Source organism: Cytobacillus sp. QJM3NY_8 (genome assembly GCF_056173585.1).
This window is the reverse complement of the sequence record NZ_CM149681.1, coordinates 4,862,930-4,880,208: the sequence shown is the minus strand read 5'-3', so window position 1 is coordinate 4,880,208 and position 17,279 is coordinate 4,862,930. Positions and strand designations below refer to the sequence as shown.

Sequence of the window (17,279 nt, the reverse complement as noted above, 5' to 3'; positions counted from 1 at the left end):
ACCGTGAGACGGGGACTAGATGCCCTGGGTGTTATTTTATTACTAGTTTTTTGGTTGGAAAAAGGCTTATTTAAGGTATGTGTAAAGGAAGTAAAAAAACTTTATCTGGTGATGGGGATTGGGGGGATATTGGAAAATATTATGACGGTGATGTTTGTCCTGGCGTTGGAGTTATGTGAGAGGGTTCGATGTAGTTTGTGTTCAAGAATATCGTTGATAGTAATGGGGATGAAGCCCCCTTATCCCGAAAGGTTTCTAGCGTTCAACCTAACTACGATACTCAGTTTCTTATACCTATTCAATCCAATTAAGTACAGCTCCTACAAATAAGGTGATATTAGTAGATTGATTAAATGGTATTTATAATAAGAAGAAACTCGGTTTAGAGTGATTATGGAGTTAATATTTATTTCGGATTTGCGTGGTGGATTGAATGGATAATACGAGTTCACTATCAGAAGTAGATAACAATTTTAGTGGTTTAGTAGTTGGCTAGAGGTAGTCTTCTAATTAAGTCCTAATCTACTAAAATAATAACTTGACAAGGGAAGGTAACTAGAAAATGAAGTCGACAAAAGTGAAAGAAAGAATATTTCTCTCTTCACCACATATGAGTGATGAAGGTTATGAAATGCAATATGTTAAGGAAGCTTTTGATACAAACTGGATTGCGCCCCTTGGTGAAAACGTAAATGGATTCGAAAAGGAACTGGCTGATAAGGTTGGATCTAAAGCGGCTGCGGCATTGTCTTCAGGAACAGCTGCTATTCATTTAGCCCTTATAGCAGCAGGGGTTGGAGAAGGGGATATTGTTTTCTGTCCAACGCTTACTTTCTCAGCTACTGCAAATCCAATCATCTATCAAAATGCTATTCCTGTATTTATCGATAGTGATTATGAAACTTGGAATATGAGCCCAAAAGCATTAGAAGAAGCTTTTGAAAAGTATCCAGAAGTAAAGGCAGTACTGGTTGTTCATCTATATGGTCTATCAGCTGATATGGATAAGATAATGGAGATATGTAAAAAAAATAATGTTGCGGTTATAGAAGATGCAGCGGAGTCATTGGGCACTTACTATAAAGGTAAGCATACTGGGACTTTTGGTGACTATGGCATCTTCTCTTTTAATGGAAACAAGATTATCACAACTTCCGGGGGTGGAATGCTTGTTTCTAATAATGAAGAGAGAATTGCTAAGGTAAGATTTTGGGCCACTCAATCCCGAGATTCAGCAAGGCATTATCAACATAGTGAATTAGGATTTAATTATCGAATGAGTAATGTTATTGCAGGAATTGGTAGAGGACAGCTTAAAGTGTTAGACCAAAGAGTTACCAAGAAGAACTACATTTTTGAGTTCTATAAAAGAGAGCTTGGTGACCTTGATGGTGTTGAATTCATGCCTAGCAATGATTGGGATGAACCGAATTACTGGCTAAGTTCGATCAGATTGATAGGTAAAGTAAGGCCTATTGATATATTTGAAGCATTAGAGGTTGAGAACATCGAGTCAAGACCAGTATGGAAGCCAATGCATATGCAGCCGTTCTTTGAAAAATATGATTTTGTTGGTGAAGGTGTATCGGAGAAATTGTTTGAGAATGGCGTATGTTTGCCGTCTGATACGAAGATGACGGATGAGGACTTAGAAAGAGTCGTTAAGACTATTAAAGGGTTGTGGTTAGAATAATGAAGAATCCCAAAGGTGGTATTTATAGAAGTTTTGTAAAAAGGCCAATGGATTTTATACTTTCTTTATTAGCTATTATTGTTCTTTGTCCGGTATTTTTTATAGTTGCTTTACTTGTAAGGACGAAGTTAGGTAGCCCTGTGCTATTTAAGCAGAAACGACCAGGGTTAAATGAAAAAGTATTTATGATGTATAAGTTTAGGACTATGACGGATGAGAGAGACGAAAATGGAAATCTACTTCCTGATAGTATTAGGTTGACCAAGTTTGGTAAGTTACTACGTTCGACATCTCTTGATGAACTACCGGAACTATTTAATATTTTGAAGGGTGATATGTCCATAATCGGCCCTAGGCCACTATTGGTACAATATTTGCCATTGTTTAATAATCATCAAAAACGACGTCATGAAGTAAGACCAGGTTTATCTGGTTTGGCACAGGTTAGTGGTAGAAATGCGATTAGTTGGGAAGATAAATTTAATCTCGATGTAGAGTATGTGGACAATGTAAGATTCATTGAGGATTGGAAGATAATCTTCTTAACCATAAAAAAGGTTTTCGTCAGAGAGGGCATTAATTCAGAAACTGCTGCTACAATTGAACCTTTTAAGGGAACTAAAAAGGATAGAATGGAAATATGAAAAACAAACTTTTAATAATTGGTGCTAGTGGCCACGGAAAAGTTGTTGCTGATATTGCATTGAAAATGAATAGATGGCAGAGCATTGTTTTTTTAGATGACAACAAAGTTATTAAAACCTTAATGGGATTAACAGTCATCGGGAGTTCAGATGATGTTGTTACACATATAGATGAGTACGAAGTATTTGTCGGTATTGGTAATAATACTACGAGACAAAGGATTCATGAAATGCTTGAAAAATTTGGGGCTAGTATTCCAGTTTTAATTCACCCAAACGCAGTCATAGGTTCACAAGTAGATATAGGAATTGGTACAGCTGTTATGGCGGGAGCAATTATTAACTGCTGTACCAAAATAGGAAAGGGCTGCATCATTAATACTGGTTCTACAATAGACCATGATAATTTTATTGAGGATTTTGTTCATATATCACCTGGATCACATTTAGCAGGCACGGTCAAAGTTGGAAAAGGGACTTGGTTAGGTATCGGCAGTGTAGTAAGTAATAATATAAATATTGTTAGTGAATGTAAAATTGGTGCAGGAGCTGTAGTGGTTAAGGATATAAGTGAGTCTGGAACTTATGTTGGAGTACCAGTAACTAAGTTAGAATCATAATAAAAGTTAGAATCATAATAAATGATTTGAGGGAGAAAATGCAATGGAGTTACTGTATGAAATTTTGTTTTATATAAGTGGATTTCTTATAGTGTGGGCGATGATTGGTTATCCAATATCTTTAAGGATAATTGGAAAATTATATAAAAATCGACAACTAGAGAAAGACTATTCTCATCAACCTACGGTGACGGTTATGGTGGTTGCTCATAATGAAGAAAAAGTAATTTTAGAAAAACTTAATAACATTATTGGGTTAAACTATCCTAAAGAGAAAATAGAATTCTTAATTGCATCAGATAATAGTACTGATAGAACTAATGAAATCGTAAAACAGTTTATAGAAAAACACCATGATCGAAAGATGCAACTCTATGAGGTCAAGGCTCGTAAGGGTAAAACAAATGCACAAAATGAAGCACAAAAGACTGTAACAACAGAGTATCTTGTTATGACAGATGCTAACTCTATTATGGATAAGGAATCTGTCAAAGAATTAATGGCTGCATTTGTATCAGAAGACATTTCTTATGTTTCAGGGAGATTGTCTATCATAAATCAAGATTCAAGCGATATAAGTAGTGCTGAAGCAAGTTACTGGGATAGTGATTTAGCTATCCGTGAAATAGAGGGGAAAATATACACTATAACTGCTGGTAATGGGGCATTATATGCATGTAGGACAAAGGATTACTATGACTTTGACCCTATAGAATGTCATGATAGTGCAATGCCTCCAATGTATGCACTTCGAGGCAAAAGAGCAATAGCAAATCATGATGCGGTAGCATACGAGAAGGCCGGGGAAGTAATTGAAGATGAATTCGGTCGAAAAGTAAGAATGAATAGAATTATTCTGAAATATATATTACCGGATGTAAGGATACTAAATGTATTTAAATATAAGTGGTTCTCTTATTTTTACTTTGGACATAGAACATGTAGATATTTATTATGGATTTCTCATCTATTAGTTTTTATATCTAATGCCCTACTACTACCAGAGTCATTGTTTTATAAAATTACATTTCTAGGACAGGTATTGTTTTTCCTTTTGGCCTTGGCGAGAGTAATTACTAAATCCAATAATAAATATTTGACTTTAGTTTATTACTACTGTGTAACAATACTTGCGCAATGGGCAGGGGTCTATAATATACTTACTGGGAAGGCAAAGCCATTTTGGGAGAAAGCCGAGAGCACAAGATAAACTTTAAAGTTCCCGAATAGAAAAGAAGTTACTTTCAATATATTGACTAAAAAGGAAGAATAGTATGAATAGTATACTAAAAAAAGTGTATTTAAATGCCCCTTTTGTTATGAAAAGGGCATTTGCAAATATAGAAGCAACTAGAAGAAATATTTATAGGAGAAGTGGTCGATATCAAGACCATTATAATGAATTAGATGTTTCTAAAATGCTTATAAATTACAATCGTAAGGATCAAGTAATCAAGTTGAATACTCTTTTAACTTATATAAAAGAACATATTCCATTTTATCAAGAGAACTTAAAAACATATAATATTAAAACTCTAAATGAAATGGAAAATATTCCATTAACTAGTAAGAACATAATGAAAAATGATATAAATCATTTCATAGATAATAATATGGTAAAAAAGTTATGGAATGGAACAACTAGTGGTTCCACTGGAATGCCATTTAGTTATTTTAGAGATAAAAATAGCATGCAATTCGAGTATGCACTATATGATAAAATGTATGAATTCTTAGTCGGTATTGAAAACTTTACAAAAGCTAGGTTATCTGGCGTTAATGTTGTAAAAGCAAATGCTACCAAGCCTCCTTTTTGGTATTTTATAAAAGTTTATAACCAACTTCAACTATCAGCCTATCATATTGATGAAAATACTAGTGAACTATATCTTAATGCCCTAAGAAACTATCAAGTTGACTTAGGAACAGGATACGCATCTTCATGGTTGTTTTTAGCACAATATACACAAGATATGGGTTTTATTCCTCCTAATCTAAAAGTCATAGTAACTGACAGTGAAGGTTTCTCAAAAGAGGATAAGCTAAAGGTAGAAAACGCCTTTAACTGTTCGGTGTACCAGACTTATGGCTTAGGAGAAGTTGGAATGGTGGCAATTCAATGTAGTAATGGCCATTATCACTCATTTGCTGATAGATGTATTATTGAAGTCATTGATGATAACGGAAAGTTGGCCAAAAAGGGTCAAGAGGGAGAAATTGTAGTAACAGATTTATATTCATTCAATGCCCCATTTATCAGATATCAAACAGGCGATAGAGGGATTTTAGGTTATAGTGAATGTGGATGTGGATGGAAAACCACATATATAAAGGAGTTAATTGGAAGAATTGATGACTATGTATTAACACTAAGCGGGCGGAAGATCGGTAGATTAAGCCATATTGCTAAACCTGCAAGAGGAGTAGTGGGGATGCAACTAATACAATATAAGCCCGGGTACTTAGATATAAAAGTTAAACCAGCAAATGATTTCGTTTCTGATTCAATGAATGAAGTATTGAAAGTAGCTAAAGAGTATTTAGGAGATATGAAAATTACTTGGGAACTTACTGATGAACTAGAGAAAACTAGATCCGGGAAAGTGAGATACGTTATACGAAAGTTTTAACAGTTTTATTAAACAATTGAAAGGAACAAAATAATGAAATTAGAATTACTAGTTTCAACTATGAATCAAAAGGACACCTCTATAGCAGAAAAGATGAATATTGTTTCTGATGTTATTATTATAAATCAAGGTGATTATTATGATTATACTGAGATTAAAAATAAAAAAAATCTGATTAGAATGTATAGCTTTAATGAAAAAGGTGTTGGAAAAAGTAGAAATAATGCATTGATGAGGTCAAATGCTGATATTTGTGTATTGGCTGATGATGATGTTGTATATGTGGATAATTATGAGGATATAATCCTGAACGAATTTATAAAGAATCCTAAAGCAGATGTAATTGTATTTGGTGTAACAATTATTGATAATAAGGGTGAGAGATTTAAAAAATTAGAAAATAAAAGAGTGAGATATTTTAACTCTTTGAAATATGGAGCTGTAAGAATCGCATTTAGACGAGAGGCAATATTAAAGTCTAATATTCACTTTACACTTTTATTTGGTGGCGGTGCGAGGTATGGTTCTGGGGAAGATACTATCTTTCTTACAGACTGTCTAAAAAAGGGATTAAAGGTCTATACATGTCCCCAAAAAATTGCTGACGTTTACAATTATCAATCAAGTTGGTTTACTGGATATAATAAAAAATTCTTTATTGATAAAGGTGCCTTATTTAGTGCAGTTATGCCCAAACTTTCATATATATTAGCTCTCCAATTTGCAATTAGAAAACATTCACTGTATAAAAATCAAATGAATCTGCGTGAGGCATTTGATTATATGGTTCAAGGGATAAAAAAGTACAAAGAATAATATTAGGGTAAAGTTGTTAATATAGTAATCAATTTTAGTGAAGTACTTAAAATTGAATTCAAACAGACGAATTTTCTTAGCTAGTAAATGAAGGGGTGAAATCATTGGATTATAAGGATAAAGTTAGTATTGTTATTCCAACATATAGAAGGGCTGAGTACTTAACTAGAGCTATCGATTCAGTTTTGAATCAGTCACATACTAATCTGGAAGTTATTGTCGTGGATGATAACAATCCTGATACAGAGTACAGAAAAAAGACAGAGGCTACTATGGAAAAGTATAAGAAGGAAACTCGTGTAAAATATATTAAACATGATATAAACAGAAATGGTTCTGCAGCAAGAAATACAGGTATAAAGCATTCAACCGGTAAATATATTTGTTTTTTGGATGATGATGATTTTTATTTTCCACAGAAGGTAGAACGACAACTTCAATATTTGAATAATCATCCAGAATATAAAGCGACATATTGTGGATGGAAAATTGGAAATAAAACAGTAATACCATTTAGAGTTGGAAACTTAATGTATGAGCAATTTATGGGAAGCAATATTATAGATACAAATATGATTATGATGGAGAAATCTATCATAGAGGATTTTGGAGGATGGGACGAACGACTTAAGCGGAATCAGGATGTGGCGTTTATTATACGATATTTTAATTTAGGGTATAAAATTGGGGTCGTAAAAGAGGCATTAGTACATATTGACTTAATTGATAGATCAAACGTTGCTAATCCGTATGATAATGAGAATAATTTCAATCAATTTTTCCAACATTATCAAGACTATATTAATATCTTAGAAAATACGTATAAACAGGCTAAGAAGAATATATATTCAAGCAGATATAGAGGTGTCCTACTTAATTATATTAAAAATAAGAACTTTAAAGGAGCTCTAAAAATATATTTTAGAATGATGGGGGTAGCACCAGTTATGTTTAATAACTATTTAATTTTAGGATTAATTAAAAAAGTCCTGAAGCAACCTCTATATTCTTATGAAAAGTAAAAATATAGATATTTATTGACTCTACTTTTTTTAAAATCTTTTAGACAGGAGACGATTAAATTGTGTCTATAGTAAATAAATATTTTAGTTTACATTACTTTTTATCATACTTACTAATAATCACTGTAATAGGGTTGTCCTTCCCATATGGGTTTCCTCTTTTTTCTTTATCTATCTTTATATATTTATTTATTGCCTTTATAAATAAGCAAATTCAATTGAAGATTAATTGGTATATAATCTTAATGTTCGTTTGTATTATTATTTATTTAATATCAATGCTTTTTAATGGGGGATTTATTTATGATAATAATGTAAGTGATATTATAGGTATTACTAATATTATAATACTATTATTTTTAATTGGGAATTTAGACAGGGATGTTTATAAGAAGTTTTTAAGTAATTTCTTACTTCTAATATCAATTATTATGCCTATTGTGGCATTGTTTTCTTTATATAAATATACAAAGTTATTGGCCGGTGTAAGATTAGACTTTTTAATGGGACCTGATAGTATATATCCCTGGGGAACCTCTTTAATGCCAGATTACAATATGTTTTCACTAGGCTTAATAATAGGACTAATAGGGACAATTTCATTATTTAATACTACAAATTCATTCTTCTATAAAATATATTGTATTTCAGGTAGCATAATTATTTCGACTTCAGTTTTACTTTCTGGGTCACGTAGAGGACTCTTAATTTTAATAGTATTTTTATTTGTTTTATTACTATATAGTATTATAAAAATAGTTAGACTTAGAAAGCTTACATTTAAAGGAAGTATTTCAGTGATTATTTCATTAATATTTTCCATGTTTTTTGTTAAAATATTTGATATTACTATTATTAATGAGTATGAGTATTCAAGGTTAATAGACAGATATCAAACAATCGGTAATTTTGATGATGGTTTTTCATCAAGAACAAGCCTATGGCAATTTAGCTATGAACTTATTGGTGAAGGTAACATATTAACTATGCTTTTTGGAAATGGATTTAATTATCTAGAATCACTTTCTAATAAAGTAGGAGTTGTGGGAGAAGTTTATCCTCATAATCCAATAATTTCTGCTGTACTATATTCGGGAATTATAGGTAGTTTTCTTATTATTTTATTATTGTTTATTCCATTGATTAAAATAATTAGATTTTGGAATATTTATAAGTTTGAAATGTTAGGAATATATATAGTAACGATTACTTTTCTTATTATTTCTCAAAACTCAGTCTTTTCAGCTAATATATTATGGTTATTAATGTTAATCATAGGTGGTTTTAATTCGAAAATATACAAATATATTCAATATTAGTGATTTTCAACATTAGAAATCTTAATAAATACTTATTCTATTTAAATATTATATGAATGCAAGGAATGAAAAAATAGCGTTCACTGTGAGAAATGGAGCAGATTTAATGGACAAAGTTTTTATTTTATATCGATCCTTTTTTGATATGAAAGGAGAAAATTATACTGTTGGGGGAATACAAACATATATAAGACAACTGATTAATGTAATAAAAAAAAATAATAAAACTCCTGTTATAGTTCAATTTGCTGATAGCAATTTTCACAATAAATTTATGGATATTGATGTGTATGGAGTTGACGTTAAAGATATAAATAAAACTAGGAAAAAAAGTAAAGCTCTAGTAAACTTTGTGAAAGGACAATTTGAAAAAAGAGACATATTATTATTTGCAACAGATGACATGTTCGTTCCCTCTTTCACTGAGAGAGTCATTACCATTCAGCATGGAATAACATGGGATAGACCACTTCCAAGTTTAAAATATTATACATTAGAGGTCCTGAAAAAATATTTTAATAGTTATAGAAGATTAAAAAGAATGAAACCATTAAAGACTTTGATTTGTGTTGATTATAATTTTGTTAACTGGTATAGAACTCAGGTTTGTAATGTGGATAAAGACTTTTTTGTAATACCCAATAGTACAAGGATTAAGAAAAATGAAATAATCTCAAAGGATAAGGGTCAAATTAAAGTTATTTTTGCAAGAAGATTTACTGAATATAGAGGTACTAGATTATTTGCTAAAACAATAAAAAAATTGTTGGAAAAATATGATAATACTTTAGTGACATTTGCTGGATCTGGTCCTGATGAGGAATTTTTAAAAAAAGAATTTAATGGCGATTCTAGAGTGAATTTTATTACTTATAAAAGTGAAGATAGTTTAGAGATCCATGAGCAGTATCAAATTGCTGTTGTTCCAACTTTAGGTTCGGAAGGGACATCTTTATCATTACTTGAGGCTATGGCTTCTAAATGTGCTGTGGTTACTACTAATGTTGGTGGCTTAACTAATATTATATTAGATAATTATAATGGTCTTATTGTTAGTCCTAATGAGGAACAATTATATAATGCTATCGAAAAATTAATAATTGATGAAAACCTAAGAGAGAAAATGTCGGAAAATGGATTTGAAACAGTTTCCCAAGCTTTTAATATAGGTTTGTGGGAAGAAAGATGGACTAAAGTTTTAACTAATATTAAATGAGTCCAGATGCAACTTTAGGGTAAGCCTTTAGGATATTATGGTAGCACTAACTTAATAATTAGCTAATAGCTTAAATATAATTATGATTTAATCTTTTAAGTTAGTACTTATCAATCGTAAATAATAGAGTTATTAAGAATTAAGGTGAAAAGGTGAAGTTTTTCAAGAAAATTTTCAAGGGTAGTTTTGCAAAAAGTGTCCTTTGGGTTACAGGGGGAACAGCATTTGCACAACTATTAAATACAATTCTATCTCCAATAATAACGAGGATTTATCTTCCAGAAGAGTATGGTGTTCTAACGTTATACACTTCAATTTTGGGCATTCTGACTATAATAGGTTCATTAAAATATGAGCATGGTATTGCAATAGCCAATAGTGATAAAAAAGCAATTAACGTCTTAGTTTTAAGTATTATTATTTTATTAGGCTTTGTAGGAATTGTTTCGATAGTATTACTAGTAATTTATATGACCTACCTTAATTTCAATTTCCAATATGCCTACTTAATACCATTTGGAATTCTTGCTACAGGACTATATAAGGTTTTTTTTCAATGGTCTCTAAGAAATAGATCTTTTAAAACTATATCTAAAACCAAAATTACTCAAAGCATCTTTTCTAATATTACTAAAATAGGGTTCGGAGCTTTAAACTTCGGTGCAATCGGACTTATTTTAGGAAATATTGTTGGTGGGAGTGCCGGTTTAAGGACATTGTCTAAATCTGTAATGGAAAATGAAAGAGTAATATTTAAAGGTGTTAACAAAAGAAGAATAATCTGGGCTGCAAAAAGATATAGAAAATTCCCAATATATTTTGCTCCTAGCCAATTGTTAAACGCTGCTGGCGTTCATTTACCCATCTTCTTTTTAACTTTTATTTATGGCAATCAATTAATAGGCTTTTATGGATTAGCACATACAATAGTAAATTTACCTACACTTTTAGTAGGCAATTCTGTTGGAGAGGTTTTTTATGGAGAGGCAGCAAGAATAGGAAAAAGTAATCCCGAAAAATTAATGAGGTTATCAAAGAAATTGTTTAGAAAGTTATTCTTCTTAGGGAGTTTCCCACTGATACTTCTGGTTTTGTTTGGGCCTAACCTATTTTCAATGGTATTTGGATCAAATTGGTATGGTGCAGGAGAATATGCTAGAATACTTGCTTTCTTAGTCTTTGCTAGATTAATATTTATGCCTATAAGTAGAGTATTTGAAGTCTATGAAAAACAGAAAGAAGTACTTTTGTTAGATGGTTTAAGGATTGTGCTTGTATTAATTGTTTTTATTATCTCTATACTGTTGTCTCTTAATTCATACTGGACTGTTGCTATATATTGCTTAGTTATGTCAATAATATATTTGCTAACCTTTTTTCTAGCTCAAAGATTTATTAAAAATGAGATTAAATATAAGAACAGTAGACCCATCGTAAGTTAAGAATAAAATTTATAGTTTAGATACCTACTTTATTTAAAAAATTTTTAAGGCAGTAATCATAGTTTCGAATAGCTTAAACAATTACCAATTAAATAAATTTAGTTTAGAGCCAAGAGTTTAAGCCTAATTAAAGAAGGAATGAAGATAAAAATGAAAATAACAATCGCTGGAACTGGCTATGTAGGCCTTTCGAATGCTATATTATTAGCTCAACATAATGAAGTAATAGCTCTTGATATTATTCAAAAAAAGGTTGATATGATTAACAATAAAAAATCTCCAATTATTGATAATGAGATAGAGGAATATTTAGCAACAAAAAAACTTAATCTAACTGCAACAACCGATAATTATAAAGCTTATAAAGATGCAGAGTATATCATTATTTCAACACCAACGAATTATGACCCAGAAAAAAATTATTTTAATACTAGAACTGTTGAAGCTGTAATAGCTAATGTACTTTCAATTAATCCAGATGCTGTAATGGTAATTAAGTCTACAGTCCCAGTTGGTTATACAGAAAAAATAAAAGAAAAATTTGAAACTGATAATATTATTTTCTCACCTGAATTTTTACGTGAAGGAAAGGCTTTGTATGATAATTTATACCCTTCACGAATAATTGTTGGTGAACAATCTGATAGAGCTCAAGTGTTTGCTGATTTATTAGTTCAAGGAGCTCATAAGGAAGATATTCCTGTGCTATTTACAAATTCAACAGAAGCAGAAGCTATTAAACTATTTGCTAACACTTACCTTGCGATGAGAGTCGCATTTTTTAATGAACTCGATTCCTATGCAGAGATGAGAGGACTAGACAGTAAGCAAATTATTGATGGTGTTGGACTTGATCCACGTATCGGTAACCATTATAATAACCCATCATTTGGTTATGGTGGTTACTGCCTACCTAAAGATACAAAGCAGCTATTAGCTAATTATGAAGATGTTCCAAATAATATAATGACAGCAATTGTTGATGCAAATAGAACAAGAAAAGATCATATTGCTGAAATGATTATTAAGGAGAATCCTAAGATTGTTGGTATCTATAGGCTAACTATGAAAATGGACTCTGATAACTTTAGACAGTCAGCTATTCAAGGTGTTATGAAGCGGATTAAGGCTAAGGGTATTGAAGTTGTGGTTTATGAACCTGCTTTACTTGAGGAAACATTCTATAATTCAAAAGTAATAAATGATTTTGAAGAATTTAAGCGGGTTTCAGATGTAATTGTGGCGAACCGATTATCTGATGATTTACGTGATGTAGAAGACAAAGTATATACAAGAGATCTGTTTAGTAGAGATTAATAGAGAACCCGCTAGGCCGAAATTGGCTTGGCGGGATTATATTCTGTAATATAGTATGGTCTCATCTTCTTAGACCTTATAAAAAGGGTTCTTGTATCCGTGGGGATGCCCCTTTTTTCGTGGCACAAAAAACCCTGCTGGAAAATCAACAACGTTTAATTTATATGTAGTTCAATTTCATTATTTATTGATTTACCGTTTGTATGGTCAAGGGCTGAATTTTAAAAAAACCAGTTTTTTTAAGTTTGTTTATGGAAAAGAAAACCCTAGGCTAGGCCTAGGGTTCAGAAAAGCTTTCAGCGTGGTATTAAAAAAACTCTTCCGTGATGCTAGAATATTTTTGGTTCGCCAACCAACATATCAGCATACGGAGGAGTTTTTATGTCAAAAGACACTAATAGTTTAGCACACACAACATGGAATTGTAAGTATCACATTGTATTTGCGCCGAAGTATAGAAGGCAAGTCATTTATGGAAAGATCAAAAAAGATATCGGAGAAATACTTCGCACTCTCTGTGAAAGAAAAGGTGTAGAGATAATAGAGGCAACAGCGTGTAAAGACCATGTACATATGCTCGTTAGTATTCCACCCAAAATAAGTGTATCTGCATTTGTAGGATATTTAAAAGGAAAAAGTAGCTTAATGATTTTCGATCGTCATGCCAACTTGAAATATTGATATGGGAACCGAAAATTCTGGTGTACTGGTTATTATGTGGATACGGTAGGGAGAAACAAGAAGGTAATTGAAGAATATATACGCAATCAAATACAGGATGATATAGTCGCAGAGCAATTAAGAATGATGGAATATATTGACCCATTTACAGGTGAAGCGGTGCAGAAAAAGAAACGGAAATAAATAGAAGGCCATTGAGGTCTGGCCAGTAAAAGTAGTACATTTGGCGAACCTTTCAGAGGCCCTTTAGCCGCAGAGAAAACAAACGCGTTCTCACGCGTGGTTTTTATTTTTAGTTTAGCACCACCATTTATGGTTATCGAAGCCCCATTCCCAACAGTAATACTTGTTCCCTTTGGTTTCATTACAGTTCCTCCTGTAATTGAAGTTTTTCCAGCTGTACCCTCTGAACCTCCAGTAATTATTAATGGAACTGCTATGTTTGTTCCATTAATATTTACTGTTCCACTTTCATGATTGAAACAGATCCCCCGAGCCGCTTTCAAAACGAGGTTAATAGCGGCAATTTCCCCATGGCTGGCTTTTGCATCAATAACTCCAACTGCTTCATTGAAAATTTGCTCAATATCGTTTACAGAATTAACATTCTTTATTCATTCTTCTAGCTCAGGTTGATGTTTAATTGCAGTAGTAAACATTTTTCAACAAGAGGATATGAGTATTGACTAAAATAATTTATTGTTAAACTAGTTAAAACTATTGAAATTACTCCTAATTCTACTCCCTCCCCTTTTCCCAAAAATTTTTGTTAATATTGTTATTAAAAAAGAATTGGGGAATAATGGTTATGCGGTTTGCTTTCTTTCTGTTTTAAATTAACGTTTGAAAACTGATGGACATGTTTTTACTAGTAGAGGTATAAGAGGAATGGAAGGTCTCTTGTCCATGTGGAAGTGAAAGTCATGATTGGAGTGGATTCGATTGTCACAGTGGGTCTTCCGGATGCATCGGTGAAGGAGTCAAAAGAGTAATTAATAATTAATTTTTATTAATATTAATCAAACGTTTGTTTGAAACCTATCATTGGTTTGAGCCTGGCAAAGAAAAAACAATAAAACCCCCTCCAAAATGGATGGGGGTACGTTCATGCAATCTCCAAATGACATATGGGAATACGCAGTTTATTATAGTTATTGTTGATTTAAGAGTCAAAGAAATAGACTTTTTTACTTTAATTCCAGATGTGCTTTCAATTCATTTTGAACTCTCTGCTGCTCATCACTAGAAACGATCAGGTACCAGATTTTATTTATTGTCTGTCCATTTCCAGATATAGTCATCTGTTCAATTTTTCCCGCAGCATCTCTATAGTTCTTTTGAATATCCTTCATTTCGGCAAATGTCATATTAGTGCGTACATTCTTGCCGAGTGCTCCAAAGATATCATCAAAGTTTGTCAGAGAGTTAACGCTTATCCCCTTTTTAATAACACCTTGGATTATTTGGCGCTGACGATCCTGGCGGCCAAAATCCCCATTAGGGTCTTGTTTTCTCATTTGGACATATGCCAGAGCAGCATCTCCATTAAGGCTATTACTTCCCTCATTAAATTGATATCCGCTTTGATTAAATGCTAGTGATGAATTAACCTTAATACCACCTACAGCATCCACAATATCCTTAAACCCTTCCATATTCACTTTAATATAGTAATCCAGCGGAATATCCAGGAAGTTCTCAACGGTAGCCATGGACATTTCTTCATCTCCAAAAGCATATGCATGGTTGATTTTATCCTCAAATCCTTTTCCGACAATCTCCGTTCTCGTGTCACGGGGAATGCTCAGCATCTTAATGGACTTATTATTCGGGTTAACGGTAAGGACAATCATGGTATCAGAGCGGCCTTTATCTCCTGAGCGCTGATCCACACCCAGCATCAATACAGAGAACGGCTCTTTTTTAGCCAGTGTAATTTTTTCAGGACGCTTATCTGATTTTTCCCGGTCAATCGGCTGGTGCATGGTTTCCACAGCATCTGTCAGAGATTTATATACCATAAAGGCATAACCGCCTCCGCCAATCAGTAAAACTAAAAATAGTATTCCGATCACTTTCAGCCATTTCGGCTTTTTCTTTCTTTTTTCGGCTCTCATCTATTAAATCCTCCACGTTTTTACAAGTTTTGTAATCCTATCTTATAGAATATCAAAATTCATCCGAAATGGATATAGAAATTTAGAATGATTGCCCTATTATTTGCCAGAGAGCAATGGGTATTGCAGGCCTAATGTAATAAAAATTAAATTCCGAAGCTAATAATTAGTAAAAAAGACCCTGATTATTCCCTTTTTCATGTATTATAGTTTAATAGATGAGTTTTTGGAAAATATTCGACAAAAAGGTGGGTAATGAGTGAAGTCATCATTGGTAAAAGTCTTCTGTGTTTTGGTCTTATTGTTTCATTTTGTTCCTCAGTTTACTCAGTCAGTTCATGCTGCATATTCTTTTGAGGGAAAGGTAACTGCCACCATTCTGAATGTCCGTGCTAAGGCCACAGTTTCTTCCTCTGTTATAGGAAAGCTGAAAAAAGGCCAGGTCGTTACGGTAAGTGCACAGCAAAAAGGCTGGTCCAAAATTACAATTGGCAAAACGGCTGGATGGGTTTCTTCAGCGTATCTCTCGTCTGTTACTTGGACTGGTTATGTAACAGCCACCAGCTTAAACGTCAGAAAGCTCCCTAATGCCAATGGTTCCATCATAACAAAAGTACCTTTAAATACGGCAGTAACGGTAGAAGGGAAGGATGGAAGCTGGCTCAAAGTGTATATCCCGGGCAAAAAGAGTAGGGGATGGGTCTCTGCTTCCTATGTGTCAAAGAAAAAGCCAGCTGCTCCTCCTAAAACCTTAGGTACCTTCTATGTTACTGCAGACATATTAAATGTACGTGCAAGCACAGCAGCATCGTCCAAAGTTGTAGGTAAGATCTCAAAAGGATCCGCAGTTGAAGTACATAGCCAGAAAGGTAATTGGTCTTCTATAACTGCAGCTAAAGGGTTAAAGGGCTGGGTTTCTTCTGCTTATATTGATAAAAATAAGCCGATAGATGATGAGGAAGCCGCCACTGTGAAAGAAACAAGAATTATCTTAAAGGAGAACAGCAATATCCGAAAAGGCCCGGGCACTAAATATGGGATTGTCTCTTTGGAAAAGGCCGGCACTTTTCTTGTCAAAACAGGAGAGAGCAAGGGCTGGATCAAAGTAAAAACAAGTAAAGGCAAAGAAGGCTGGGTTGCAGGCTGGCTAGTGGCATCTCCCAATTCAGGTCTGAAAGGGAAGGTTATCGTCATTGATGCTGGGCATGGAGGTTATGATAATGGGACGAGCGGAAAAATCCACAAAGAAAAAACTCTCAATCTAAAGACAGCCCAGGAGTTAAAAACGCTGCTCCAAAAGTCAGGAGCTAAAGTAGTTATGACTCGTTCTAATGATCAATATTTAAGTCTTAATCAGCGGGTAGATATTAGTCATGTACAGAAAGCAGATGCTTTTATCAGCATCCATTACAATGCCTATTCACGCAACAGTTCCGGAATAATTACCTTTTTCTATAATAACTCCAAAGATGGACGCCTTGCCCAATCCATTCATAATGGGTTACTGGTTCAGACTGGGATGAGAAATCTTGGGGCGAAGTATGGAAATTACCATGTGTTAAGGACAAACAGGCAGCCTTCTGTATTGCTGGAGTTAGGTTTCCTCTCCAATCCCAATGAGGAAAAACATGTAGCAACAGCTGATTATCAGCGAAAAGCTGCAAAGGGAATTTATGATGGCCTTAATCAATATTTCCTGAAGTAATAGAAATATAGTTATCTCATGGGTTGTTCCTTCTCTGGAACGCCTTTTTTTTATGCA

14 protein-coding genes and 1 pseudogene are annotated in these 17,279 nt (G+C 33.1%); 13 read left to right on the top strand and 2 right to left on the bottom strand.

What is annotated here, in order from left to right:
- The first annotated feature begins 577 nt into the window (after positions 1–577).
- The 12 genes and pseudogenes from AC0VZ9_RS24945 to tnpA all read left to right on the top strand — a co-directional run bounded on the left by AC0VZ9_RS24945 (position 578) and on the right by tnpA (position 13,583).
- Positions 578–1,693, top strand: a complete 1,116-nt coding sequence (locus AC0VZ9_RS24945) for a DegT/DnrJ/EryC1/StrS family aminotransferase (RefSeq protein ID WP_475397525.1) — start codon at positions 578–580, stop codon at positions 1,691–1,693.
- Complete coding sequence (locus AC0VZ9_RS24940) at positions 1,693–2,337, top strand: sugar transferase (RefSeq protein WP_475396853.1); 645 nt, start codon at positions 1,693–1,695, stop codon at positions 2,335–2,337. Before AC0VZ9_RS24945 ends, AC0VZ9_RS24940 begins: the two co-directional genes overlap by 1 nt.
- Positions 2,334–2,957 (top strand): acetyltransferase, encoded by a 624-nt coding sequence (locus tag AC0VZ9_RS24935; protein WP_475396852.1) that lies wholly within the window; start codon positions 2,334–2,336, stop codon positions 2,955–2,957. The genes AC0VZ9_RS24940 and AC0VZ9_RS24935 overlap by 4 nt, the downstream gene beginning before the upstream one ends.
- Before the next feature lie 43 nt (positions 2,958–3,000).
- A complete protein-coding gene (locus AC0VZ9_RS24930; protein WP_475396851.1) occupies positions 3,001–4,167 on the top strand; it encodes a glycosyltransferase family 2 protein in 1,167 nt (388 codons plus the stop codon).
- A gap of 64 nt (positions 4,168–4,231) precedes the next feature.
- Positions 4,232–5,587: a phenylacetate--CoA ligase family protein gene (locus AC0VZ9_RS24925; RefSeq protein WP_475396850.1), complete on the top strand. Its 1,356-nt coding sequence runs from the start codon at positions 4,232–4,234 to the stop codon at positions 5,585–5,587.
- 33 nt (positions 5,588–5,620) lie between these two features.
- Entirely contained in the window at positions 5,621–6,403 is a 783-nt protein-coding gene (locus AC0VZ9_RS24920) for a glycosyltransferase family A protein (protein ID WP_475396849.1), read from the top strand.
- Positions 6,404–6,507: 104 nt separating this feature from the next.
- Positions 6,508–7,425 (top strand): glycosyltransferase family 2 protein, encoded by a 918-nt coding sequence (locus AC0VZ9_RS24915; RefSeq protein ID WP_475396848.1) that lies wholly within the window; start codon positions 6,508–6,510, stop codon positions 7,423–7,425.
- 62 nt (positions 7,426–7,487) lie between these two features.
- On the top strand, positions 7,488–8,744 hold the full coding sequence (locus AC0VZ9_RS24910; RefSeq protein ID WP_475396847.1) for a hypothetical protein: 1,257 nt from the start codon (positions 7,488–7,490) through the stop codon (positions 8,742–8,744).
- A 106-nt stretch (positions 8,745–8,850) separates the two neighbouring features.
- Positions 8,851–9,960, top strand: coding sequence for a glycosyltransferase family 4 protein (locus AC0VZ9_RS24905; protein ID WP_475396846.1), 1,110 nt, complete (start codon positions 8,851–8,853; stop codon positions 9,958–9,960).
- Between the two features lie 152 nt (positions 9,961–10,112).
- Positions 10,113–11,402 (top strand): lipopolysaccharide biosynthesis protein, encoded by a 1,290-nt coding sequence (locus tag AC0VZ9_RS24900; protein WP_475396845.1) that lies wholly within the window; start codon positions 10,113–10,115, stop codon positions 11,400–11,402.
- A 150-nt stretch (positions 11,403–11,552) separates the two neighbouring features.
- Positions 11,553–12,719 carry a nucleotide sugar dehydrogenase gene (locus AC0VZ9_RS24895; protein ID WP_475396844.1) on the top strand — a complete coding sequence of 389 codons (1,167 nt, stop codon included), beginning with the start codon at positions 11,553–11,555 and terminating at the stop codon, positions 12,717–12,719.
- 381 nt (positions 12,720–13,100) lie between these two features.
- Positions 13,101–13,583 (top strand): annotated as a pseudogene (gene tnpA / locus AC0VZ9_RS24890) (IS200/IS605 family transposase).
- Here the strand turns inward: tnpA and AC0VZ9_RS24885 are convergent.
- Positions 13,487–13,765: a hypothetical protein gene (locus AC0VZ9_RS24885; protein WP_475397529.1), complete on the bottom strand. Its 279-nt coding sequence runs from the start codon at positions 13,763–13,765 to the stop codon at positions 13,487–13,489. The pseudogene tnpA and the gene AC0VZ9_RS24885 overlap by 97 nt on opposite strands.
- Positions 13,766–14,587: 822 nt before the next feature.
- Complete coding sequence (gene tagU / locus AC0VZ9_RS24880; protein ID WP_475396843.1) at positions 14,588–15,517, bottom strand: polyisoprenyl-teichoic acid--peptidoglycan teichoic acid transferase TagU; 930 nt, start codon at positions 15,515–15,517, stop codon at positions 14,588–14,590.
- Between the two features lie 259 nt (positions 15,518–15,776).
- Between tagU and AC0VZ9_RS24875 the strand changes: the two genes are divergently transcribed.
- Complete coding sequence (locus AC0VZ9_RS24875) at positions 15,777–17,222, top strand: N-acetylmuramoyl-L-alanine amidase (protein WP_475396842.1); 1,446 nt, start codon at positions 15,777–15,779, stop codon at positions 17,220–17,222.
- Positions 17,223–17,279: the final 57 nt, after the last annotated feature.